23 protein-coding genes and 2 pseudogenes are annotated in these 23,586 nt (G+C 42.9%); 17 read left to right on the top strand and 8 right to left on the bottom strand.

The genetic code is table 11. The features are described 5' to 3' along the window. Nucleotides 1-215: 215 nt before the first annotated feature. Complete coding sequence (locus WKK05_RS08145) at nt 216-2,669, bottom strand: ATP-dependent Clp protease ATP-binding subunit (protein WP_341529244.1); 2,454 nt, start codon at nt 2,667-2,669, stop codon at nt 216-218. A gap of 424 nt (nt 2,670-3,093) precedes the next feature. On the opposite strand from WKK05_RS08145, the gene WKK05_RS08150 reads away from it, so the two are divergent. From WKK05_RS08150 to WKK05_RS08185, 8 genes are all read left to right on the top strand, one after another. Then, nucleotides 3,094-3,390 carry a DUF3288 family protein gene (locus tag WKK05_RS08150; RefSeq protein WP_341529245.1) on the top strand — a complete coding sequence of 99 codons (297 nt, stop codon included), beginning with the start codon at nt 3,094-3,096 and terminating at the stop codon, nt 3,388-3,390. 91 nt (nt 3,391-3,481) lie between these two features. Then, entirely contained in the window at nt 3,482-4,192 is a 711-nt protein-coding gene (locus WKK05_RS08155) for a TIGR04283 family arsenosugar biosynthesis glycosyltransferase (protein WP_341529246.1), read from the top strand. A gap of 435 nt (nt 4,193-4,627) precedes the next feature. After that, nucleotides 4,628-5,380 carry a TVP38/TMEM64 family protein gene (locus WKK05_RS08160; protein ID WP_341529247.1) on the top strand — a complete coding sequence of 251 codons (753 nt, stop codon included), beginning with the start codon at nt 4,628-4,630 and terminating at the stop codon, nt 5,378-5,380. Between the two features lie 124 nt (nt 5,381-5,504). Next, entirely contained in the window at nt 5,505-6,263 is a 759-nt protein-coding gene (locus tag WKK05_RS08165; protein WP_341529248.1) for a TVP38/TMEM64 family protein, read from the top strand. A 201-nt stretch (nt 6,264-6,464) separates the two neighbouring features. Further along, a complete protein-coding gene (locus WKK05_RS08170; RefSeq protein WP_341529249.1) occupies nt 6,465-8,015 on the top strand; it encodes a mercuric reductase in 1,551 nt (516 codons plus the stop codon). Between the two features lie 184 nt (nt 8,016-8,199). After that, nucleotides 8,200-8,904, top strand: a complete 705-nt coding sequence (locus tag WKK05_RS08175; RefSeq protein ID WP_341529250.1) for an SDR family oxidoreductase — start codon at nt 8,200-8,202, stop codon at nt 8,902-8,904. Nucleotides 8,905-9,020: 116 nt separating this feature from the next. Continuing rightward, complete coding sequence (locus WKK05_RS08180) at nt 9,021-10,226, top strand: VOC family protein (protein WP_341529251.1); 1,206 nt, start codon at nt 9,021-9,023, stop codon at nt 10,224-10,226. A 157-nt stretch (nt 10,227-10,383) separates the two neighbouring features. Further along, complete coding sequence (locus WKK05_RS08185) at nt 10,384-10,962, top strand: thioredoxin family protein (protein ID WP_341529252.1); 579 nt, start codon at nt 10,384-10,386, stop codon at nt 10,960-10,962. 86 nt (nt 10,963-11,048) lie between these two features. Here the strand turns inward: WKK05_RS08185 and WKK05_RS08190 are convergent, their stop codons facing one another. Beyond that, nucleotides 11,049-12,260, bottom strand: a complete 1,212-nt coding sequence (locus WKK05_RS08190) for a sensor domain-containing diguanylate cyclase (protein WP_341529253.1) — start codon at nt 12,258-12,260, stop codon at nt 11,049-11,051. A 480-nt stretch (nt 12,261-12,740) separates the two neighbouring features. Here WKK05_RS08190 and WKK05_RS08195 point away from each other — a divergent pair, with 480 nt between their 5' ends. Further along, a complete protein-coding gene (locus tag WKK05_RS08195) occupies nt 12,741-12,923 on the top strand; it encodes a hypothetical protein (protein WP_341529254.1) in 183 nt (60 codons plus the stop codon). 335 nt (nt 12,924-13,258) lie between these two features. Here the strand turns inward: WKK05_RS08195 and WKK05_RS08200 are convergent, their stop codons facing one another. Both WKK05_RS08200 and WKK05_RS08205 read right to left on the bottom strand, forming a co-directional pair. Next, the gene (locus tag WKK05_RS08200; RefSeq protein WP_341529255.1) at nt 13,259-13,498 is read right to left on the bottom strand and encodes a DUF6737 family protein; all 240 of its coding nucleotides are present in this window, start codon (nt 13,496-13,498) and stop codon (nt 13,259-13,261) included. Between the two features lie 261 nt (nt 13,499-13,759). Next, nucleotides 13,760-14,218 carry a hypothetical protein gene (locus WKK05_RS08205; RefSeq protein ID WP_341529256.1) on the bottom strand — a complete coding sequence of 153 codons (459 nt, stop codon included), beginning with the start codon at nt 14,216-14,218 and terminating at the stop codon, nt 13,760-13,762. Nucleotides 14,219-14,479: 261 nt separating this feature from the next. On the opposite strand from WKK05_RS08205, the pseudogene WKK05_RS08210 reads away from it, so the two are divergent. After that, nucleotides 14,480-14,682 (top strand): annotated as a pseudogene (locus WKK05_RS08210) (element excision factor XisI family protein); the annotation flags it as partial. A 32-nt stretch (nt 14,683-14,714) separates the two neighbouring features. On the opposite strand, the gene murG reads toward WKK05_RS08210, so the two are convergent. Next, nucleotides 14,715-15,788, bottom strand: a complete 1,074-nt coding sequence (gene murG / locus WKK05_RS08215; protein ID WP_341529257.1) for an undecaprenyldiphospho-muramoylpentapeptide beta-N-acetylglucosaminyltransferase — start codon at nt 15,786-15,788, stop codon at nt 14,715-14,717. An 84-nt stretch (nt 15,789-15,872) separates the two neighbouring features. On the opposite strand from murG, the gene WKK05_RS08220 reads away from it, so the two are divergent. Beyond that, the gene (locus tag WKK05_RS08220; RefSeq protein ID WP_341529258.1) at nt 15,873-16,709 is read left to right on the top strand and encodes a nuclear transport factor 2 family protein; all 837 of its coding nucleotides are present in this window, start codon (nt 15,873-15,875) and stop codon (nt 16,707-16,709) included. A gap of 342 nt (nt 16,710-17,051) precedes the next feature. Further along, complete coding sequence (locus WKK05_RS08225) at nt 17,052-17,825, top strand: SDR family oxidoreductase (RefSeq protein WP_341529259.1); 774 nt, start codon at nt 17,052-17,054, stop codon at nt 17,823-17,825. Nucleotides 17,826-18,211: 386 nt separating this feature from the next. On the opposite strand, the gene rpmA is transcribed toward WKK05_RS08225, so the two are convergent. Both rpmA and rplU read right to left on the bottom strand, forming a co-directional pair. After that, nucleotides 18,212-18,508, bottom strand: coding sequence for a 50S ribosomal protein L27 (gene rpmA, locus WKK05_RS08230; protein ID WP_341529260.1), 297 nt, complete (start codon nt 18,506-18,508; stop codon nt 18,212-18,214). 28 nt (nt 18,509-18,536) lie between these two features. Further along, complete coding sequence (gene rplU, locus WKK05_RS08235; protein ID WP_341529261.1) at nt 18,537-18,941, bottom strand: 50S ribosomal protein L21; 405 nt, start codon at nt 18,939-18,941, stop codon at nt 18,537-18,539. A gap of 757 nt (nt 18,942-19,698) precedes the next feature. Here rplU and WKK05_RS08240 point away from each other — a divergent pair. Further along, nucleotides 19,699-20,898, top strand: coding sequence for an acyl-CoA dehydrogenase family protein (locus WKK05_RS08240; RefSeq protein WP_341529262.1), 1,200 nt, complete (start codon nt 19,699-19,701; stop codon nt 20,896-20,898). Between the two features lie 140 nt (nt 20,899-21,038). Beyond that, nucleotides 21,039-21,275: pseudogene (locus tag WKK05_RS08245) on the top strand (IS1 family transposase); the annotation flags it as partial. A 223-nt stretch (nt 21,276-21,498) separates the two neighbouring features. On the opposite strand, the gene WKK05_RS08250 reads toward WKK05_RS08245, so the two are convergent. Beyond that, nucleotides 21,499-22,527: an ABC transporter substrate-binding protein gene (locus tag WKK05_RS08250; RefSeq protein WP_341529263.1), complete on the bottom strand. Its 1,029-nt coding sequence runs from the start codon at nt 22,525-22,527 to the stop codon at nt 21,499-21,501. A gap of 110 nt (nt 22,528-22,637) precedes the next feature. Here WKK05_RS08250 and WKK05_RS08255 point away from each other — a divergent pair, with 110 nt between their 5' ends. From WKK05_RS08255 to WKK05_RS08265, 3 genes are read left to right on the top strand one after another with little or no spacing between them, the layout of a single operon-like run. Beyond that, complete coding sequence (locus tag WKK05_RS08255) at nt 22,638-22,823, top strand: hypothetical protein (protein WP_341529264.1); 186 nt, start codon at nt 22,638-22,640, stop codon at nt 22,821-22,823. Nucleotides 22,824-22,834: 11 nt separating this feature from the next. Further along, the gene (locus WKK05_RS08260; RefSeq protein WP_341529265.1) at nt 22,835-23,197 is read left to right on the top strand and encodes a hypothetical protein; all 363 of its coding nucleotides are present in this window, start codon (nt 22,835-22,837) and stop codon (nt 23,195-23,197) included. A 24-nt stretch (nt 23,198-23,221) separates the two neighbouring features. After that, the gene (locus tag WKK05_RS08265; protein ID WP_341529266.1) at nt 23,222-23,581 is read left to right on the top strand and encodes a hypothetical protein; all 360 of its coding nucleotides are present in this window, start codon (nt 23,222-23,224) and stop codon (nt 23,579-23,581) included. The last annotated feature ends 5 nt before the right edge of the window (nt 23,582-23,586 follow it).

The following is a 23,586-nucleotide window of genomic DNA, read 5'->3' on the forward strand; positions in this document are numbered from 1 at the left end:
GTAGAGACGTTGCATTGCAACGTCTTTACTATCGCAATCATTAATTGAATCTGTATAGCATTAAAAAAAATCCCCCAGTATTGCTACCAAGGGAGGAATATTTAATACCATTTCACTTATGTTTGCCAGAGATGATCTCCGTTTGTGCCTCTAGTCTAGGCCAGAGGTCGGAGCATTCCCCAAATCTTACAACAAAAAGCGCTCAGGTATAATTATTAGCCAACATTTGCTAATAACAGCTCTCGTTCTTCTGCCTTTTGTACCTTCACCTGAGAGTCATCGTCAACATCAACAATGGCTGTGTCTCCATCTGTGATTTGACCAGACAACAGTGCTTCGGCGAGAGAATCTTCTAGGAGGCGCATAATTGCCCGACGTAATGGTCTAGCACCATAGCTGGGGTTATAGCCTTCTTGTACCACAAGCTCTTTGAAGCGTTCTGTGACTTCTAGGGTAATTCCCTTTTCAGTCAACCGGGTAGAAACATCGCGGAGCATGATTTCGGCGATTTGCTTAACTTCATCCTTAGAAAGCTGGGTGAAGACGATAATTTCATCGACACGGTTGAGGAACTCAGGACGGAAGTAAGCTTTTAATTCCTCATTTACCAGCGTACGAATGCGGTTGTAACTAGCTCCAGGTTGATTATCGAATTCAAAGCCTAAGCTACTACCACCTTTCTCGATTACCTTGGAACCGATGTTAGAAGTCAAGATGATCAGTGTATTCTTGAAGTCTACTCTCCGGCCTTTGGCATCAGTGAGGTGTCCGTCATCCAAGATTTGCAGCAGCATATTAAATACATCGGGGTGAGCTTTTTCGATTTCGTCGAATAGCAGTACCGTGTATGGTTTACGCCGCACAGCTTCTGTAAGTTGCCCGCCTTCGTCATATCCGACGTAACCAGGAGGCGAACCAATTAGCTTGGAAACGGTGTGGCTTTCCATGTATTCGGACATATCGAGGCGAATCATGGAATCTTCGGAACCGAAGAAGTAAGCAGCCAATGCTTTCGCTAATTCTGTTTTACCAACTCCAGTCGGGCCAGAGAAGATAAAGCTAGCAATAGGACGATCTGGGCTTTTTAGTCCGACGCGGGCGCGACGGATACCACGAGATACAGCCGAGACTGCTTCCTGTTGACCGATAAGCCGTTCGTGGAGAGTCTCTTCTAAGTGTAGGAGTAACTCAGATTCAGATTCAGTGAGTTTGTTGACTGGTACACCAGTCCAAGAAGCAACGATTTGAGCGATGTCTTCTTCGTCAACTACAGTAGAATTCTTTGGCTGATCGTCTTGTGATAATGTCGCTTCCAGTTTGGCTGTGAGTTCCAATTCTTGGTCGCGCAGTTGTCCAGCTTTGTCAAAATCTTGGGTTCTGACAGCATCATGCTTAGATTTGGTCACACCAGCGAGTTCCCGCTTGATTTCTCTATCAGCGGAAGCCATAGAATTCCGCAGACGAACGCGAGAACCAGCTTCATCAATCAAGTCGATCGCTTTATCTGGCAAAAAGCGATCGCTAATATAACGATCAGACAACACTGCTGCTGCTGAAAGTGCGGCATCAGAAATTGTTACTTTGTGGTGCTGCTCATAAGCACCGCGCAAACCGTAGAGAATCTCAATAGTTTCTGGGACTGAGGGTTCCCCAACCATAATCGGTTGGAAACGACGCTCTAGGGCGGCATCGCGCTCGATATGTTGACGATACTCATCCAGGGTGGTTGCGCCTAAGCACTGGAGTTCACCCCGTGCTAGAGCAGGCTTGAGGATATTGGCTGCATCTAAGCCGCCTTCTGTACCACCAGCACCAACCAGTGTGTGAATTTCGTCAATTACCAGGATGATATTGCCCACTGTACGGACTTCTTCCACAACTTTTTTGATGCGTTCTTCAAAATCGCCACGGAAGCGAGTCCCTGCTACCAAAGACCCCATATCGAGGCTGATAACTTGCTTGTCTTGTAAAGTTTCGGGAACATCCTGGTTAACAATACGCTGAGCTAGACCCTCTGCGATCGCAGTTTTACCAACTCCTGGTTCCCCAATTAACACTGGGTTATTCTTAGTCCGGCGACCGAGAATTTGGATAGCCCGCTCAATTTCTTTCTGGCGACCAACTACAGGGTCGAGTCTGCCTTCTTGTGCTAGTTTGGTCAAATTCCTACCAAACTCTTCCATAGTTAGCGGTTGCGTGCGCTTTTGACCACCACTACCTGCGGCAACAGATGCATTATCACCCAAACGGCGAATGATGGCACTGCGGAGGGTCTTGAGGTCAACCCCTAGATTTTGTAGTACTTTGGCGGCGACACCTTCACCTGCTTCAGTCAATCCTAAGAGTAAGTGTTCAGTGTTAATGTAATTCTGTCCTAGACTATGAGCTTCCTTAAACGATTGCTCAAAGAGGTTTTTCACCTTGGGAGTAAAAGGAATTTCTGGTGGTACAAAGCCAGAACCCTTGCCAATAATTTTTTCTACCTCGCGACGTGCATCCTTGAGGTTAACGCCTAATTCAGCCAGCACTTTAGCAGCAACCCCAGTTCCTTCTCCCATTAAACCCAGGAGAATTTGTTCAGTTCCTACGAAGTTGTGTCCCAGGCGACGGGCCTCCTCCTGAGCTAGCATAATTACTCTAATGGCTTCGGAAGTGAAGTGTTCAAACATAACGGGTTCTTGCTCCCTTGCTGCTTTAAGTTTGGGTGAGAAAAAGCTCACCCTCATCTAAAGTTTTTTGTATTTTCTTAAGGACAATGTATCTTTATTTAAAGTTGAATGGCAGTGAGGAGAGCCGTATTGACTCAGGTGTAGTTGCCGTCTAAGGAGTCTTGAATTATGAGTAAGGTGTTAAAAGTTCTCAATATGAGAGTTAATTCTTCAGTAGCCGTCTTAGGAGTTAGAGGTGATAAGTTATCAATTTGACATTCAATCCTTCAATAGTAGATGATTCCCTTTTGCCTGGTTGTTGAGCGTACTTATGCTGAGCGTAATCGAAGTAGCCGAAACACTGCCTCACTCTCTGAGCTAAACTTAAAAACCAGGACTCAGTACTCTTAACTCGTAACTTTTAACTCAGTACTCAAGACTTACGATGACAAATACAACCGGAAGTAAAGACCAACAGCACCCTCTTTACAATCGCGATCGCCCCCTTATTGATATTTTACTCTCTCAAGAGCCGACAGACTACAACTTAGCTGAATTGGCTAGATTGCGAATCCGTTATTTAGGCTTTCCAGGCGCGAGAGACATCCAAAAAGACTTGGATAAAGTTTTGCAACAGTGGGGTTTAACAGAAGCCGAGCTTTATGAGAGAACTCGCCAACTTCATAACCTGGGAGGGATTTACAAAAGTCGCGGGAAGAAAGAAGAGCAAGACTGGAATTAAAGGGGGCAGGGGGAGCAGGGGGAGCAGGGGGAGCAGGGGGAGCAGGGGAGGCAGGGGGAAAGAATCAGAGAGTAACACACTTTTACAAAACATGAGCCGTGATACTAGTGCTGTCAGAATTTCGATTATTATTCCGACTCTTAATGAAGCGAGAAATATCAAAGAAGCAATTACAACTACCCAACCCAGCACAAATATAGAGGTGATTGTAGTCGATGGTGGTTCTCAAGACAGCACAGTAGAAATCGTTCAATCATTAGGTATAAAAATTATTTCTTCATCTCCTGGTCGTGCTGCTCAAATGAATGCGGGTGCTGTAGCTGCTAGCGGTTATATACTGCTGTTTCTCCATGCAGATACTCGTTTACCGACTGGATTTGATGTCATGATTCGCACAGCGATACAAAAGCCTAGTATTGTGGCAGGTGCGTTTAAGTTGCGAATTGATGCATCGCTGTTGAGTTTGCGATGGGTGGAGTTGGGAGTTAATTGGCGATCGCAATTTTGCCAAATGCCCTACGGTGACCAAGCAATTTTTTTAACAAAACAGGTATTTCAACAAGTTGGCGGTTTTCCCGACTTGCCAATTATGGAAGACTTTGAACTCATACGTCGTTTAAGACGCACTGGCAGGATTGTAATTCTACCCGTTGCAGTTGTCACCTCAGCCCGGAGATGGTTGCAAAAGGGAGTGTTGAAAACTACCCTACTTAATCAAATAGTAATTACTGCTTATTTACTCGGTGTTTCACCTCAGCGAATTCGTAGCTGGTATCGCCGGGAAAAATTTAAGAGAATTTAAGCTGTATCTTATGTAAGTAGGTAGTTTGTAGTTGCGCTTTAGCGCTCACAACGCAAACTGCAAGCCATAAAATATCTTTAACTTTGTTATGTCCACTTATTTCGCCTATGTTGGAGACATTGGATTTGAGATATTGAGCCTCTGAAGGTCAACATCGAGCTTCCAAAGGTCAACGTCGAGCCTCCAAAGGTCAACGTCGAGCTTCCAAAGGTCATCATTGAGCCTCCAAAGGTCAACGTCGAGCTTCCAAAGGTCATCATTGAGCCTCCGAAGGTCATCGTCGAGTCTCCGAAGGTCATCGTCGAGCTTCCGAAGGTCAACTTCGAGCTTCCAAAGGCCAACGTCGAGCCTCCGTAGGTCATTGTCGAGCTTCCGAAGGTCAACATCGAGCCTTTGAAGATAAAACTTGAGCTTCTGAAGGTGAAACTTATAAAAATGAGGAAGAGTAAATTAAAATCCCAGTTCAAACTGCTACTGTTGAGTTGCGTAATTGCCACCTTAATAATTTCTGCCAAATACTTTAACGTTCACGGACTTTTAGAGACCTCAGTTATTTGGGTCAACAGTCTTGGTTCCTTCGGCCCCATCGCCTACATATTCATCTATAACTTGACTACAGTACTTTTTATACCAGGTTCCCTGCTAACGCTCAAAGGCGGTTGTTTGTTTGGCGTCTTTTGGGGTTCAGTATATGTGTTAATTGCTGCAATAATTGGAGCAACCTTAGCTTTTCTCATCGGACGCTACTTATCGCGGGATTGGGTTTCCCAACAGATTGGCAAACATCCTAAATTTAAAGCAATTGATTTAGCAGTTGCCAAAGAGGGATGGAAAATTGTCTTATTAACTCGCCTGTCACCCATCTTTCCCTTCAACTTATTAAATTATGCTTTTGGTGTGACGCAAGTTTCCCTCAAAGACTATATCTTAGGTTCCATTGGCATCATTCCAGGCACTGTGATGTACGTTTACATCGGTTCCTTAGCCACTGACCTTGCAATGATTAACACGCCTCATCAGCCAACCACCCCAGAAACTCAAATCTGGCAATGGGTAATGCGAGTAATTGGCTTGATTGCCACCATTGCCGTCACTATTTATATTACAAAAATTGCCAAAAAAGCTCTAACTGAAAGTGTAGCAACAGTAGAAATCACCCAAGCTCAAAACAATAACAACAAGAATTAACTTCCTATTAAGACTTAATAAACCAATAATTAACTAGTCAAACTCTTGCGTTCTTCTCTGCGCCTCTGCGTCTTGGCGTGAGATAAAAAAATCTCATTCATTTACCGACAATTACCTGTAAACCATGAAAAATCAATCTTATTACCAAATATTAAAGGAGTATTTCAGCCTAAGTATATTAATACTACTAGCATTTAGCTTAGCTTTTCTGCTAAACACAGACTTTGCCCTCGCACAAGAATCCACCAATTCCAATTCTTTCAATCCCCAAACACTTTTACGCAATGCCTTGCAATGGATTGATAGCCTTGGTGCAGCTGGAGATTTGGCCTTTATTGCACTTTACATTATTGCCGCGGTTGCATTCTTACCAGGCTCTATTCTTACCTTGGGAGCAGGTGTTGTCTTTGGTATATTTTGGGGTTCATTGTACGTATTTGTTGGTGCAACCCTGGGGGCTACCGCTGCATTTCTCGTCGGACGTTATTTAGCAAGGAATTGGGTTGCGCTTAAAATCGCAGATAACAAAAAATTTGCTGCTATTGACCAAGCTGTTGGCAGAGAAGGATTAAAAATTGTTCTGTTAACGCGACTATCACCGATATTTCCTTTCAATTTGCTCAACTACGCCTTTGGCATCACAGGAGTTTCACTCAAAGATTACTTTATGGGTTCTATAGGCATGATTCCCGGAACCATCATGTACGTTTATCTTGGTTCCCTTGCTGGTAATCTTGCCAGAATTGGGACTGAGGCTCAACCCACCAATCCCACTGTCCAATGGGCAATTCGGATTCTGGGTTTTATTGCCACAGTCACCGTAACAATTTATATCACCCGTATTGCCCAGAAAGCTTTAGAAGAGGAAGTGATTAACAATTAAAAATTCAAAAGCTATATCAGTAGTTAAAAGCTTTGTACAGTAAAACTTGAGGATTATCTGTCAATTATCGAACTGACAAAACATTTCAAAAGCTGTATTCCTTGTTAAACAAACATTAAAAATAAATTATTGAACTGCCTAAATCTCTAAAAGTTCTTAATTTTAAACTTTAAATTTTTAATTGTTAAAAGAGGTTTGATAATGTCCAATTCTGAATTCGAGAGAGTCACAGTTCGCCCAATGGATGAGTATAACCAGAAGTTGGTATCTTATGTCCATCCGCCTAATTGGGAGAATCCTCTACCCGCTGATGTTTACGACTTGGTAGTCATTGGTGCTGGTACAGCGGGATTAGTGGTAGCAGCAGGTGCAGCGGGTCTCGATTTAGGCTTAAAAGTGGCATTAATTGAAAAGCATCTTATGGGTGGAGATTGCTTAAATGTTGGTTGCGTCCCATCTAAAACTGTTATCCGCTCAGCTCGCGTAGTCGGCGAAATCTGGAACGCCAAACACTTTGGGATTAACGTTCCACAACATAATATTGGAGTTGACTTTGCCACAGTCATGGCAAGGATGCGACGGATAAGAGCGGATATCAGCCCCAATGACTCAGCGGAGCGTTTTCAAAAGCTAGGGGTCGATGTCTTTTTGGGTAGCGGTCGGTTTGCAAGTAAAAATACTATAGAAGTTGGCGATAAAACTCTCCGGTTTAAAAAAGCCGTAATTGCTACCGGAGCTAGAGCCGCGCAACTCTCGATTCCAGGAATTGAAAAAGCGGGTTATCTTACCAACGAAACGGTTTTTTCGCTGATTCAACGACCAGACCGTTTGGCGGTAATTGGCGGTGGGCCAATTGGTTGCGAAATGGCGCAGGCTTTCCGGCGTTTGGGTAGTGAGGTGGTACTTTTCCATAACGGTTCTCACATTCTAAATAAAGAAGATGCTGAAGCTGCCGAAATTCTTCAAAAGGTCTTGATGAGCGAAGGAATTCGCGTCGTGTTGAATTCCCAATTAGAAGAGGTGGTAATTGTTACTGAAGGCAAACGGCTTTATTTTTCTTCTAATGGTCGCCGAGATTCTGTGACGGTAAACGAGATTTTAGTGGGTGCAGGACGTGCGCCGAATGTCGAAGGTCTGAATTTAGAAGCTGTTGGCGTGGAGTACGACAAGCGCCACGGTGTAAAGGTGAATGATTACCTGCAAACTACAAATCCCAAGATTTATGCAGCTGGTGATATCTGCATGAACTGGAAGTTTACCCATGCTGCTGATGCGGCGGCGCGGATTGTAATTAAGAATACACTGTTTTCTCCCTTTGGCTTGGGACGTTCTAAACTCAGTAGTTTGGTGATGCCGTGGGTAACTTACACTGACCCAGAAATCGCCCATGTAGGGATATCCGAACAGGAGGCGCAGAAGTTAGGTATTGAGGTGACGACAATTAAAATTCCTTTTAGTAGTGTAGACCGAGCGATCGCAGATGGTGAAGAATTCGGATTTCTCAAAATTCACCACAAAAAGGGGTCTGATGAAATTTTAGGTGCAACCATTGTCGCCCGTCATGCCGGTGAAATGATTTCGGAAATCACTACAGCAATTGTTGGTAAACTCGGTTTGAGTAAACTCAGTGGTGTAATTCATCCTTATCCCACTCAAGCTGAAGCGATTAAGAAAGCAGCAGATAGTTATCGCCGCACACTTTTAACATCAAATACTAAAAGACTTTTGGGGTTTTTGACAAAGCTTTCTTGAATTGGGCATGGTAGAGACGCGATTATACTCTTACGAGAAGCCGCTCTTCGAGCGTCTACGCGTCTGTACAAGAGGCAGGACTAGAGACGCGATTCATCGCGTCTGTACAAGAGGCAGGAGTTTTGAATTATTCTCCCAATCCCCAATATTATGTAGAATGATGTAAAGAAATGTAAACAATACGATGCAGGATAAAGTTATTCTCGTTGTCGGTGCTACTGGCGGCATTGGTTCAGCTTTGACTCGTAAACTGGCTCCTACAGGGGCGAAATTGGTACTGGCAGCGAGAGATGCGGTTCGGTTAACAACACTCGCAAATGAGCTACCAGGGACAACATTGACTGTTCCCGTTGATATTACTGATCCGCAACAGGTAGACACTTTGATAGAAAAAGCGATCGCCCAATTCGGTCAAATTGATGTTTTGGTAAATGCAGCTGGTGCTGGCATCCTCAAGCCCTACAACAACCTGGAACCAGCTGATTTAGACAAGATGCTAGATATCAACTTAAAAGGTAGCTTCTACACCACGCAAGCGGCAGCTGAGGAGATGCAAAAGCGCAAGTCTGGTCATATTTGTAACGTGGTTGGAATTCTGGGTAAACATTCGATGGCGATGGCTGCGGCTTATTCTGCTTCCAAATTTGGTGTTGTCGGTTTTAGTAAGTGCATGGCCGAAGAACTCAAGCGTTTTGGTATCAAGTTCACGCTATTCTACTTTGGTGGGGTAGATTCTCCTTTCTGGGACAACGTGAACTTAAAGGTAGACCGAAAAAAAATGCTTAGTCCAGAAACTGCTGCCAATGCAATTTTCTTTGCTCTTTCTGCTGAACCGCAAGCTGTGCCTATGGAAATTAACATTCAACCTGATAGTCATCTGTTTTTCTAAATTCAAAGGATATCTTAGTGTGCGTAGATAATTATTGCTTAGGAAAGAATTGAAAAAACGGCATAAAAGGCAGAATTTACAGATATATATGCTTTTATGCTGGATTTTCGGAAATTATGGTAAAAATTGATCACATTCACTTCTATGTAGAAAATGCCCAAGTGTGGCGGGATTGGTTTGTACACCATCTCGGTTTTGAAGCAATAGACAGTGGCATTACTTCGGTTCACACTTGCACGGAAGTGGTGAAAAGTGGTGTTGTCTACTTTTTACTATCTTCGCCAATTTTGCCCACAAGTCCCGTGGCTGAGTTTCTAAGTAAGCATCCACCTGGTGTAGCGGATGTTGCTTTCGCTGTTGAAGATGTGGCAGATGCGATCGCTCAGGCTCAAGTCTATGGTGCTAAAATCCTCCAACCCATTCAGGAACATCAAATAGGTGATGTGTCCCTAAAGTGGAGCAAAATTGCCGCCTGGGGCGGGCTGAGTCATACGTTGATAGAAAGGCACTCTGCGGGGGAAGCAGGGGAGCAGGGAAGCAGGGGAGCAGCACTTCTCTACGATAGGCTGCGCGTAGCTTGCTTCCCCGGAGGAGTACGGCTACGCTCAGTGACCGAGGGGCAGGGAAGCAGGGGGGAAGCGATTCTGTCTTCTCTCCCCTTTCCCCTTGCCGTTCCCTCTTCCCTTTCCCTCACGATTACTGCGATAGATCATATAGTACTGAATGTGCCAGCAGGGGATTTAGAGCGTGCTGTCGCTTGGTATGAAAATATCTTAGATTTTCAACCTCAGCAGATGTTTAAAATCAAAACTGATCGCTCTGCTTTACACAGCCAAGTGATGGTTTCGCGTAACGGTAACGTACAAATACCTATTAATGAGCCAGCTTCTGGCAATTCCCAAATTCAAGAATTTTTAGATGTGAATCGAGGGGCAGGAATCCAACATATCGCCTTGAAAACAACCAATATTGTAAGTGCGATCGCTCAATTTCGTGCCTCTGGCCTATCCTTACTCTCAGTTCCTCAAACCTATTACAAGCGGTTACAACAGCGGCCAAGACTGCCACTATCATCTCAAGAATTTGAAGCGATCGCCCAACAAGAAATCTTAGTTGACTGGAAAGAAGATACTTCCCCAGAAGCGCAGCAGAATGTACCTTTACTACTGCAAATTTTCACTCAGCCCATTTTTGGACAGCCAACCTTTTTCTTTGAGTTTATTGAACGGCGTTACCAAGTACAAGGTTTTGGGGAAGGTAATTTTCGCGCCTTGGTTGAAGCGATTGAAAGTGAACAAATTAAACGTGATATGAGGGAGTAGGGAGTGGGGATTGGGTATTGGGGACTGGGAGAATAATTCAAAACTCTTGCCTCTTGTACAGACGCGTTAATCGCGTCTCTCCTCCAAAAGCGAATCGCGCGGCTTAGGTCAGCTAAACTAAAAATGATAGTACTTAATAAGTTTTAATGTTTCTTTTATGACAAATGATTCTCCCGTAAAGTCTGAATCCACATTAGGGGCGCGTGTAAGAAACTTCTTAATTGCTATTGTAGCGATCGCCCTTACTGTTGCCTTATTTCTGGGACTGCGAACTGAGACAAATTCAGTTTCTCTCAGTAAGTTAGACAATGCCTCCATACCGCTAGAAGTAGCTATGAGCAACGGCAAACCATCTCTAGTGGAGTTCTATGCTGATTGGTGTACAGTCTGCCAGAAAATGGCTCCAGACATGGCCTTACTGGAAGAACAGTATGCTGACAAGTTGAATTTTGTCATGCTGAATGTGGATAATACTAAGTGGCTGCCGGAAATGCTGAAATATCGGGTGGATGGCATTCCTCATTTTGTGTTTTTGAGCCAAAACGGGGAAACCATAGCGCAAGCTATAGGCGATCAACCCCGCACAATTATGGCTAGCAACTTAGAGGCTTTGGTTACTGGATCATCTCTCCCTTATGCTCAAGCTAGTGGACAAGTATCCAAATTCTCAGCCCCAGTAGCACCAACGGCTAGTAAAGAAGATCCTCGCAGTCATGGGAGCCAAGTTGTAAATTAAAAATAAAAAATCCTGTAGAGACGTTGCAATGCAACGTCTCTACAATTGTCTATGTATCACTGGTGTTACTAAATAAAGGAATAATTTTAGTTTATAGGCCGTCGCTTAAGACGTTTGTGAGCGTACATTAACTCATCAGCTCTAGCAATCAGTTGTTCTAGTGACATATTGCTTTCTGGCAAATAACACTCTATTCCCATACTCATCGACAGTTGATAACTACGCTTCTCCTGTTGATTGAATCTGGCAATATTGGTTTGCAAACGCGCCTGAATACTATCAGCGTCGCTAAAAGGGCTGGATGCGAAAACAAGAAATTCATCTCCACCCAAACGGGCAACAATATCAGAATTACGAAAACTATGCTTGACTAGTTGAGCAGCATCAATAAGCATGGCATCTCCCATGTCGTGACCAAGGGTATCATTGATCTTTTTCAGCCCGTCCAAATCAATGAAAATTACCCAGCACGATACTTTAATTCGGTGAGCAAGTTTTAACTGTTGTTCAGCCAGTAGGAAAAAGCCACGTCGATTATACAAGCCGGTGAGTTCATCAGTCAGCGATAACTGCCTTACCTCCATTTCTGCTTGTTGTCGTTTGCGAACTTCCTGAATTAGCTCCATGTGCGCGATCGCTTGACGACTCAAGCGGTATAGTGCATCTAACTGCTTATCACTCAGGCGACGAGGAACGATATCGATGACACACAACGTCCCTATCGGTAGTCCATTAGGCGTAACGAGTGGTACACCTGCATAAAAACGAATTTTGGGGTTACCTTTGACTAAAGGATTTTTTGCAAAGCGCTCATCTTTAGTAGCGTTGGTAATTACTAAAATGTCCTTTGGTTGAAGAATAGCATGAGAGCAAAAAGCCCACTCTCTTGGTGTTTCGCTGATTTCTAGACCAACTTTAGATTTAAACCATTGGCGATCGGCGTCAACTAAGCTAATTAAAGCAATTGGAGTTCTACAAATATAAGCAGCAAGAGCAGTTAGATCGTCAAATGCTTGTTCAGGAAGAGTATCCAGAATATTGTAGTTTTCCAGGGCTTTGAGCCTTTCTGCTTCATTTTCAGGGAAAAGGGCAGGTTGCGTTTTCAAAGATGAGTGTTTGAATCTTAAGCAAGAAACTTTCGGCGGCATAAAACGTCGCAGCAACCACACAATTGCTTCTTTCGCATTAAGGCTGCGAGTAAAAAATATCTCTGCAACTAAACTTAATAGCCTTGGAATTAGGCAGAGATATTCCATTACTTTGGGTTCTTTATGCGTTTGGCTTGCTCTATTGTTCATGTCGCCTAACTTTCACTGTGCAAATTCCCTGAACATATAAATGGTTACAAGATATTCCACCCAATCCCAGGTTGAAAACTCTCAAAATCACTAATCATTACCAAAACTTATAACGTTGCTAAATTGCTTCGTCTGAACTTGACATTTTTTCGGAAGTTACTGAATTTTAATATTAAATAATTTAAGCCTCCTTCAGTAAAAGGCGAAGCTTTGGTAGATGCTGAACTACTTATCGTCACATATCACTTATTCAAAATCACTAAAAAGTTCCAAATACGTAAGGTGTACTAGATGACGGTATTTGCTCAAGTTCGGTGGTTAAGAATCAAAATATTCGGAGTAATAAAATCAATACAAAAAATTTTTATCTTAGATTTACTGAAAATTTATCTAAGCTTTTGAAAATAAAAGAAAAAAGTGACTAGGTTACACACCATTTATGAGAACTAAACCTGTCAGTAAGTTGAAGAGTTTCGACAGTTGGCAAATGAGGGCAGTGTAAGTACAGAACAACTATCTGAAGGGGATGTCACTGCTATTTTCGATAGCTTTTTGTCTCATTATCGACCAGGCCGCAAAGATTACTATGCGATCGCCTTTGTTGATGGGTATTTTCCAGGCGATCGCTCTTGCACATGGCTGTTGGGTGGAACTAGGCAATAAATAGGGGTGTAAGGATGTAGAACCCCTATACCCGCCCCAAGTGGCTTGATTAGTGATTTAGGTCAAGCCTCGACTTCTACTCTTGTAGTTCCTCTCAATTCTTACCAAAACATCACAGCCTATAAACCGCATTATCATCGACGAAGACAAGCCTCCCATCATCACATTTGTGGAAACGGGATTAGAGGCAAATAAATGGGTTCATGGCCACAGTCGTTAATACTGGACGGGAAGCGATTGAATTGGTTAAAGAAGGAGGTATAGCAGAAACTTGGAAGCGATTGAATTGAATCTTTTAGAGGTATCGGTTATCGACTGAGAGTGAATTAGCTCTCCTATGCATTGTCTTTTTGATACGATTCTAAAACCCCACTGCGGATAATTAATTGCGGCCAGACTAGCAAGAAAAAGCCCATCCATGTCAATATAGGAATCGAAACAAGAACTGTTAACCAGATAGTTTTAAATAGTAACCAGCTAGTACTAATAACTGTTATCCCTGTGAGCAGTATAGACCAGGGCTGACACCACCAAGGTTTGTAGTTCCAAGGACTTAAAGGCTTTTGTTCAGACATTGATTTTATAGAGTAAATCTGCAAATTTTATTTCAAAATTTTTAGCGTAAATAGAAAAATACAGTCATTTTTTCCTTAAGTAACTCCAAACTAGTAAAACAGTATCACAAACCGTAATCAAGCTGATACTGTTTTATATAGTAGTTTGCAAGTAAATGAAGTACAGTATCTGAGTTAAAAAGCTAGATATAAAGCCGGATTTCCTTCTGCTCGGAGGTGGAGCGTCTCCGGCTTTGCTCCTGAATTAGGAATTCTGCTGTATCAGTTGGATCGCCATTTATCCAAGGATATGTATTGGTTTTGCACCAAATCTAAAACTTCGATCGCGCCACTTGAACTCAAAACACGGAACCAATAGATCGTTACATTTTCATCTGGATGTTTTTCAAAGACTTGAACTGTGTAATAGGGTTCATTTGGAGTTGGAGAACTATCAACGGTAGCTCCCACCTTGATAGTTCCTCTAGAGAGTTGCTCAATTTCCTTTGCCTTACGTTTTACTTGCGGCAGTTTCCACACTAAATTGAAAGCAGTCTTTTCATCAATTTCTGTACCAGCTTGAGCAACTCTTGCCGCAGGAAATTTGTCTAGCCAAGTGAACATCTGTGATGATTTTAGTCCCATCTCAACATAGGGACTTGGACTTGGAGCAATGGCTAATGTATCTGCTACTCCTATTAGTAAGAAAGCAATGATAGGGCAAAAAATTAATTTTTTCATAAAGCCATCCCTAAAAATAGCCTATTATAATAGGTGAAACTGGTGAAACTTTAACATTCTACTTGTTTGATAGAGTAGGTTACCCCTAATTGTTTGCGATGCCTAAGAAGAGACAATTGTCAAATTGTAAAAGTAGAGCAATCTCGTCAAATAATTCAATAACTGTTACAAACTTACAGTCGAATCAAAGCCAGCAACGCAGAAGCCGAAGCAGAACTGAATTTTAATCAAGAATGCGATCGCTATTAACTAGTTCACACAGGTTGGCCAAACAAACGACGTGTATATGGTTTACATCTAGATATCAAAAACGAAAAAATCCGGACTCAGCACGATGGTAGTAAAGGAATAATTGCTATAAACTTCCTAGTCGAGGCATACATAAACAAGATATTGTCTTAGCTTTTCATCTACCCTTCAAACGACAATCTACTGAGTATGCTGTTGGACAAGTAAACAACTAGCCAAACAGGTGGCGTAATAGTTGATAACCTGTTTACATCTCCACGACCTCGCGCACTAACTGTGCTAGCTTTTCCGCACTATCAGGAACTGCGATCGCTTTTGCGTTCTTCCCCATTTTTGCCAACTCTGCTGGTGATTTCAACAAATTTAACACCTGAGTTTGCAGTACTTCAGCCGTTAACTCTGATTGCTTAAACGTTAATGCCGCACCAGCCTTCGTAAATACGTCTGCATTATAAGATTGATGGTCTTCCGCAGCAAAGGGATAAGGAATCAAAATTGCTGGCACTCCACACACTGCCAATTCTGTCAAGCTACCAGCACCAGAACGACTAATTGCTAAAGTAGCTCGTCGTAATAATGCCGCCATATTATTGTAAAAGGGTAGGGCGATGTATTGCGGATGCTTGAGACTCTCGGCATCAGGATCGCGATCGCCTGTTAAATGTACTACATACGCACCAGCATCAAACCAAGCTTGAGCAGACTGGCGCACTAACTGATTAACAGCAACTGCACCTTGGCTACCACCAAAGACGACAATTAGGGGAACGCCATCAGGAATGGGTAAATCTAGTGGTACATTAATCTCCTCGTCCAGGAATTGCGAGCGAACGGGAGTACCAACACAGACATTTTTGGCGCGAGGTAAATACTTAGCAGCCACTTCAAATCCTACGGCTACTGCATTACACCAAGGGCCAAAAAAGCGAGTTACTTTACCGGGTAAAGCATTAGATTCGTGAAAAACCACTCTTAAACCGAGAGAACGTGCCGCAATCACTGCTGGCCCGGCAATATAACCTCCCGTGGTAAAGACTCCTTGAAAATTTCCTTGCTTGAGGATGCGTCTGACTTCCAGAATCGAACCGATAAGTTTACCCAAAATGCGGAGGGAGGAAAATCCAAACCCTTGCTGAAACCCTTCAACTGCAATAGTATTCAAAGGATACTGTTGAGGAACAAGTTGAGTTTCTAGCCGATTGGGTACGCCTAGCCATTCAATTTCATAATCTGGTAGTTTCTGTGCCAGTGCGATCGCTGGAAACAAGTGTCCACCAGTTCCACTGGCAGCTATTAGTAATTTTATCGGTGCGTCTGCCATCAAACCTCTACCGTTTAGCGCCTAGCTTAACTAAGATAAAACAATTTCCTTACCTTCTCTAGTCAAATCAGTAAACTCTTACCAATGACTAACATTATTCTCTTATTAATCAGACACCAAAGAAAGCTAACAACCAGCATCTGGCTGATTTTATTCCTGCTGACATTTGGTTTAAGTAGTGGTTGGCAACGCGCTCAAGCTAGTACACCGCAGCAAGTGGCACAAGCCAGTACCCCCCAAAATGTCCCCGCCGACCTGAAAAACCTGTTGACGCAAATCGATGCAGCCGCCAGCCAGGGAAATATCAACGGCGTAATGCAATTTTACAGCCCTAATTTCACTCACGGAGATGGCTTAAACCGTAAAACTCTGGAAAAAGCCTTGACTTCACTGTGGCAAAGGTATCCAAATTTACGCTACAGCACACAACTAAAATCTTGGAAAACTGAAGGTAATGGGCTGATTGCTGAAACAATAACCAGTATCACTGGTTCACCCTCTGCTAATAGTAATAATTTGGCTCTCAATGCTACCATTACATCGCGCCAGCGTGTTACAGGTGCAAAAATCGTTCGCCAAGATGTTTTGTCAGAACGCACCCTACTGACATCTGGTAGCAAGCCACCTCAAGTTGATATTAAATTACCACAGCAGGTAAAAGTCGGTCAGAAATATACTTTTGATGCGATCGTCAAAGAACCACTCGGCGATGATTTTCTCCTCGGTTCAGCTTTGGAAGAACCTATCCAAGCAGACAAATATCTCAACCCCACATCTGTAGATTTGCAATTACTTACCTCTGGCGGACTTTTTAAAACGGGACAAGCACCATCTACTCCTGGTAGCCAATGGGTTTCTGCGGTAATCCTTCGAGGTAGTGGGTTAACGATGGTAACTCAGCGCCTGCAAGTGGTGAAGTAGGGGGCAGAGGGGCAGGGGGGCAGGGAGCAGAGGGGGAGATTAAGAAAATAATTACTATTTTCTGACTTCTGACTCCTGTATAGACGCGTAGACGCTCTGCTTCGGCTTCTCGTAAGAGTATAATCGCGTCTGTACTCCTGACTCCTAACTCTTAATATTGGGAGTCATAGACGACTGATGATAAATTATGAACTGTAAATCTTTTACTAAGTAAATAGACATAATTAAACTGAAGATGCTTTGTAGTTTGTAGTTGCGCTTTAGCGCTAAAGCGCAACTACAAGCTTTAATTTATTTGTGTCTACCTACTTAATTCATAACTCCTAACTCCTAACTATCCTAATGATTTCTCTGCAAAATCAAATCGTTTTGATTACTGGTGCAAGCAGTGGTATTGGTACTGCTTGCGCCAGAATTTTTGCTGGTGCGGGTGCAAGATTAATTTTAGCGGCGCGGCGGTTTTCGCGTTTGCAGCAGTTGGCGGATGCACTCACTAAAGAATTTAATATTGAAATTCATTTGTTAGAGCTAGATGTACGCGATCGCACTGCTGTCGAGTCTGCTATCTCTACCTTACCCGCTGACTGGTCTAACATCGATATTCTGATTAACAACGCTGGTCTGAGTCGCGGTTTAGACAAGTTGCATGAAGGCAGTTTTCAAGACTGGGAAGAAATGATTGACACGAACATTAAGGGTTTGCTTTATCTCACCCGTTATGTAGTTCCTGGAATGGTGAATCGTGGTCGCGGTCATATCGTAAACCTGGGTTCCATCGCCGGACACCAAACTTATCCTGCTGGGAATGTCTACTGTGCTACAAAAGCTGCCGTGAAGGCAATTTCTGAAGGGTTAAAACAAGACCTCTTAGGAACTCCTATACGTGTAACTTCTGTTGACCCTGGGATGGTAGAAACAGAATTTAGCGAAGTGCGTTTTCACGGCGATAATGAACGTGCTGGTAAGGTTTATCAAGGAGTTACTCCTCTGACCCCAGATGATATAGCTGATGTGATATTTTTCTGCGTGACGCGATCGCCTCATGTCAACATTAACGAAGTTATACTCATGCCTGTTGACCAAGCTAGTGCCACCCTGGTTAATCGCCAAAGTTAAAATGAAGACATCTTCAAAACACTGAGTTTAGTCATGCTATTGGCGATCGCAATCACGAAAGTGTTTGCATCTCATGTATTGCATACCTTTGAGTGGAATCTAATAGGTGAACCAAAGTTCGTGCAATTTCCCTTGAAGAAGATTAGGGATGATTACCAAATAGACATTACAAAACTAAAAATCTTAAACAATACATCTATCTGAAGGTATACTTTTGCCAATCGTAGGCAAAAAAACGTCTGCGATTTTTTATAAAATCTATTTGAGAGCAATATTGATTTACAGTACTATCTATTGATATTTATCGAATCAAAACTCCTGGTATGGAGCCTTGTTATCGATGCAGTTAATAAATCTGTAGGGTGGGTATTACCCACCCTGCCAATTTAACTTGCTGCTGCCTCAGCTGGTGTTGCTTCAGCAACTGGGGCTGCTGTGTAAACGCTAACTTTTTTGCGGCTTTTGCCCTTTCTCTCAAAGGTTACGACACCATCGATTAAGGCAAACAGAGTGTCATCGCTACCAATACCGACGTTGTTACCTGGGTGAAATTTAGTGCCGCGCTGACGCACGAGAATGTTTCCCGCACGCACAGCTTGACCACCATAACGCTTAACGCCCAGACGTTGAGCATTAGAGTCACGACCGTTACGTGTACTACCTGTTCCTTTCTTATGAGCCATAATTTCCTCTCGTGTATCTACTTATCTATTATTCAGCAGCGGTTTCAACTTCTTCAGTAGTGTTATCTTGAACAGGCATTTCAGGTATTGCGCCTGCTTCAGCGGCAAACACTTCACCATTTAGAGTGATGGAGTTAATCAAAAGTCTGGTAATTTCCTGACGATGCCCCCGTTTTTTACGGGTTTTCTTTTTCGGCTTCATTTTATATACCAAGACCTTACGACCTCTGAAATGTCGTAACACCGTCCCTTCTACAGTTGCACCTGTGACTAGCGGCTGTCCAATGGAGACTTCGCCGTCGTGCTGCACGAATAATACTGACTCTATAGTAACTTTTTCCTCTGGTTGGGCAGTCAGCAGTTCAATGTCGTAAAACCGCCCTGGCTCTACTTTTATTTGTTTGCCGCCAGTTTCGATAATTGCGTAGGTCATGGGATTGTCCTTGAGGTTGCCGTACAGGTAGCTGGTTTGTATCTCCTGTAGAGAAGCTTTTGCCAGCTTTTGTATTATGTCTACCTGATCCGAGCAGGAATTAGACAGACAATCTAAAATTGTATCTTGTTAACTACGTTTCAGTCAAACTATAAATAAATCAAATTTAACAAGTAAAGAGTTTTTATGAGCAACAATTTTTTCACCTATTATCTATGCCAATGTATCTGATGCGTAGGCGTAGCCCGTCGTAGACATCGCATCGGACAAAAAAATTCAATTAAAGTCAGACATTCATCAGGAGAAGATGAAATTACTTCCCAAGCTTTAGATACCATAGCTTGCTTTGAGAAAGCTATGTGTGGCATACTGAAACCAAATTCCGGTATTTCGATAGGTTTTTAGTAGTATTTAATGATCATTAACTAATCTAAGCGAGAGATCAGAAGTTACACTCAAGGGAAAGCAAGATTCAGGCTTCAACTAATTAGTAATTGCGATAAAAGCATCAGTCTCTTGTGTAATACGTATCTTAACTATCTTGCTCACAAGGGTAAATTTGTCTTCACTGTTGCTACAAAGTCTTGTTATTAATAAGGATGAGGATAATTTAAATAGATATTAAAATGCACCCACTTTTTAGAGGTTTAGGTTGAATTCAGTTCAGCATATAGCAAAGAAATATCCACAAAATGCCTCTTGTCTTGCAAAACAACTCTGATTCAAAAGTAGTAAAGTGAGTTTTAAAGGAGTATACATGTCACCGTTAGAGCAAACAGTGCCAGAAACCTTTATCAATAAAGGCTTAGAAACTCTCCCTAATCTTTTTGAGCGAGTAGAGGCTCTTGCTAAGGACTTTGCAACCCGTGCAGCGGCACACGACAGAGATGGTTCTTTTCCGTTCGAGAACTTCACAGCTTTGCACGAAGCGGGGCTTCTCAGCCTTACCATTCCGCGTGAATTGGGTGGTCAGGGTTTGGGGCTTACGAGTATCTGCCGGGTAATTGAGGGGATAGCGCGTGGTGATGCTTCAACAGCACTAGTATTAACGATGCACTACCTGCAACACGCCCATGCTGCTCGTAACCGTCGCTGGCATCCAGAAGTTTACCAACGGCTATGTCGTGAGTCAATTGAAGGCATTACCCTACTTAACGCTGCCCGTGTTGAACCAGAGTTAGGGACGCCAGCTAGAGGCGGATTACCTGCCACAGTTGCCGAACGAACAAAAGATGGCTGGCGCTTAACGGGACATAAGCAATACACTACAGGTAGTCCCATCTTGAGCTACTTTGTTGTTTGGGCGCAAACAAATGAGGATGAACCCCAAGTAGGAAGCTTTCTTGTACCTCGTGACCTTCCTGGCTTAAGAATTGTCGAAACCTGGGATCATCTGGGGATGAGAGCTACAGGCAGTCACGATCTAATTTTAGAAAATGTATTGATTCCCTTAGAGTATGCTCTAAATATCAGCCCCGTATCAACTACGTTATCCTTTGATCCGCTGATTTCTACCTGGGGAAGTTTGACAGTCAGTGCCTTGTATTTAGGAGTTGCCACTGCTGCACGAGATTGGCTAACTGGTTACCTTAATGAACGTACACCTACTAATCTGGGAGAACCTTTAGCGACCTTGCCCCGATTCCAAACTGCTGTGGGTGAGATGGAAGCACTGCTATTCGCTAACCGGAGACTAATTTATAGCTTGGCAGAAGACATTGATAAGGGTGAGTATGAGCCTAACGTAGGATTACAAGCACAAGCTGTTAAATACCTGACTACAACCAACTCGATTCGTGCTGTAGAGATTGGCTTGCAACTGACAGGTAATCCAGGTCTGTTAAAGAAGAATCCTTTAGAACGACATTACCGAGATGTTCTTTGCAGCCGAATCCACACACCACAAAATGATGTTATTTGCCAGTCTTTGGGGAAATCGGTGCTGAAAGTTAAGTGATTAAGAACTGGGGATTGGAAAAGAGTTTTTCCAATCCATAATCCCCAGTACTTAATCACTTTGAAAGTATGCCTATAAAACATGGAAGTTAAGACCATCATGCCTATTAATTAGGATTTTTGTGCTGAAAGCGAGGTTTTATGAAATGTCCTGATTGTGGATCTATCAAAATTAGCAAAAACGGACATCGGCGTGGTAAGCAAAGTTATATATGTAACCATTGTCGTCGTCAATTCATTGAGTATTATGATGTTTTGGGATATCGAGAATCAATCAAAAAGCGCTGTTTAGAACTCTACTTCAGCGGTATGGGTTTTCGGGCCATTGAAAGGACTACAGGTGTGAATCATAATACTGTAATTAACTGGGTAAGACAGGCGGCTAATTCTTTGCCTGATACTCAACAGCCTGTGAAACAACTCCAGAAGTTGCACAGTTGATATACTGCTTTTTATGCTTATCTGAAAGAATTGGAGGATAAAAAGCGATTTTTTTAAAATTTAAAACTGATAGATAGACCATGTGTAGAGACGTTGCATTGCAACGTCTCTAGCAAAAAATTTATCGCATTAATTAATTAAATCGGTATTATCTGTATTGTCAAATACTACACTGAGAAATTGCATTGTTAAAGCTATTATCCCACAGGGGTTTAACTTCAACTTTAGAGGGAATCACGCCAGCTTCAGCAAATGTGTCAGCAACTTCTTGCTCTGATGCGATCGCATCATCAGAGGTAGGAAGCACCTGAGAAGGACGCTGTTGCTGTTCTAGCTTTGCTTGTTCTAGTACAATGCTCTCGTCAATGCCAATTGCCGTTGCATAATTCTTAGCCCAAGTCTCCAAATTTGATGCTTGCCAAGCTTGCGATTTTTTGATTCTACACAGAAAGTCAGCGATCGCAGCTTGTTTTGCAGTATCGGCGATCGCTTTGGGAGCTGCAACAATCAAAAAGTTACCACTAAGGATATCCTTTGCAGACTTCAACTCTCTAGCGCCATCTTTTTTAGCTTGCGGGATTGAATAACCGTAGGTAGCCCAAGCATCCAGTTCACCTTTCCTGAAGGCAGAAAGACCGTCAGGGATGGAAAGAGCAATCCCATTAACATCTTTCAACGTCAGGCCAACCTCCTTTAACATCTTGATCAAGAAGTAATGGGCTGTAGTGGCTTTGATGTAGCCGACTTTCTTACCTTTGAGGTCAGCGATCGTTTTAGCTGTAGAATTTTTCGGTACAAGCACAGTTTGCCCAATGGTCGGGCCTTTAGTTGCAGCAATAATTTTCACTGCATCTTGAGAAGCGATCGCAAATATAGGCGGAATCTCACTACAGGAAGCCAGATCAATTGCATTAGCGTTAATCGCCTGTACCATGAGGTTGCCTCCCGTAAACTCTGTGAACTGAGTTTTATAGGGAAAATTATCTAATCCAGCTAACTTCAGTTGAAGATCCCAACCACCTTTATACTTAGCAACCCGCAGTGTCACATCCGACAAATCAACTGCTGATGTGGCGGCAATTTGGTTAGAATTCTTAGTGCAACTTGCTGTAACAACCACTGCTGTAGTAGTGCCTGTCATCGCACCAAGCCAGCGTAGTACCTGACGACGTTTATAGTGGGTAGCCAAGGTTGATATTCTCCTTAAGATTTGGGGCTAGGTGATTAGGAACTAGGGACTAAAAAGATAAGTAGCAGTGACAACTGGGGATTATTGCTCTTACTGAATCTGAAGGTTACTTGCGCTTCGAAACCCAAGGCAGCAAAACCATCGTCTTGATTGACACTGATGGTTCCTCTGGTCGTGGTCGTGCTGTCAGCTTTCTCACCTTGAAAAATATATCTGCCACGGCTTTGAACAACGCCAAGAACTTTGCCTTGATTCGGACTACCATCACCAGCATTGAATACCTATACTGTTACTAACATCAACGACAGTGTTAGTGGTTCTCTACGGCAAGCGATACAAGATTCGAAAAGATGTCATTAAATTTGATGGGGTATTCGCTGATGGTATCAGGGATATCATCAGCCTAACTAATGGTAAGCTCCTGATCAGAGATGATCTAATTGTTGACGGCACAACAGCGGATTTGCTCACTGTTAGTGGTAAAAATGAGACAAACATTGTCTTTGAAATTAGCATAGGTGCTACTGTGGCAATTGAAGGGCTGACTATTGCCGATGCTCGTCAGACAAGTGGAGATTTGTTTAGCTATGAAGACACAGAGCCGAATGGCACTAAGAAAAGCGTAAATCTTTGGTATTACTGGCTTTTGGGTGTGGGGTGTAGGGTGTAGGTTCGGGTGTAGGGAATCAAGAAGATGTTGAACTTTTTGACGCATTCGCATTCAATTGTCTGGAACACTACACCCAACACCCTACCCCCAACACCCTGCCCTGACGACGTTTCACCTTTTCTTAGTGCCATTCGACACAGAGCCGGCGGAATATTAAATTTTGGTACTTTGACGGTGAGTAACAGTACTATCCGCAGCAACAGTGTATTTGCTGGAGGCGGTATTTACAATAATGCATATTATGGAGGAAGTATTCTTAATAACGGTACTCTGACAGTGAACAACAGCACTATCAGTGGTAATCAAGGTACTTTCGAGGGCGAAACCGTTATTAGTAATATTGTCAACAACGGTACATTGGTGGTAAATAATAGCACCACGTAGTAAAA

This window comes from Nostoc sp. UHCC 0302, from assembly GCF_038096175.1.
GTDB lineage: Bacteria > Cyanobacteriota > Cyanobacteriia > Cyanobacteriales > Nostocaceae > UHCC-0302.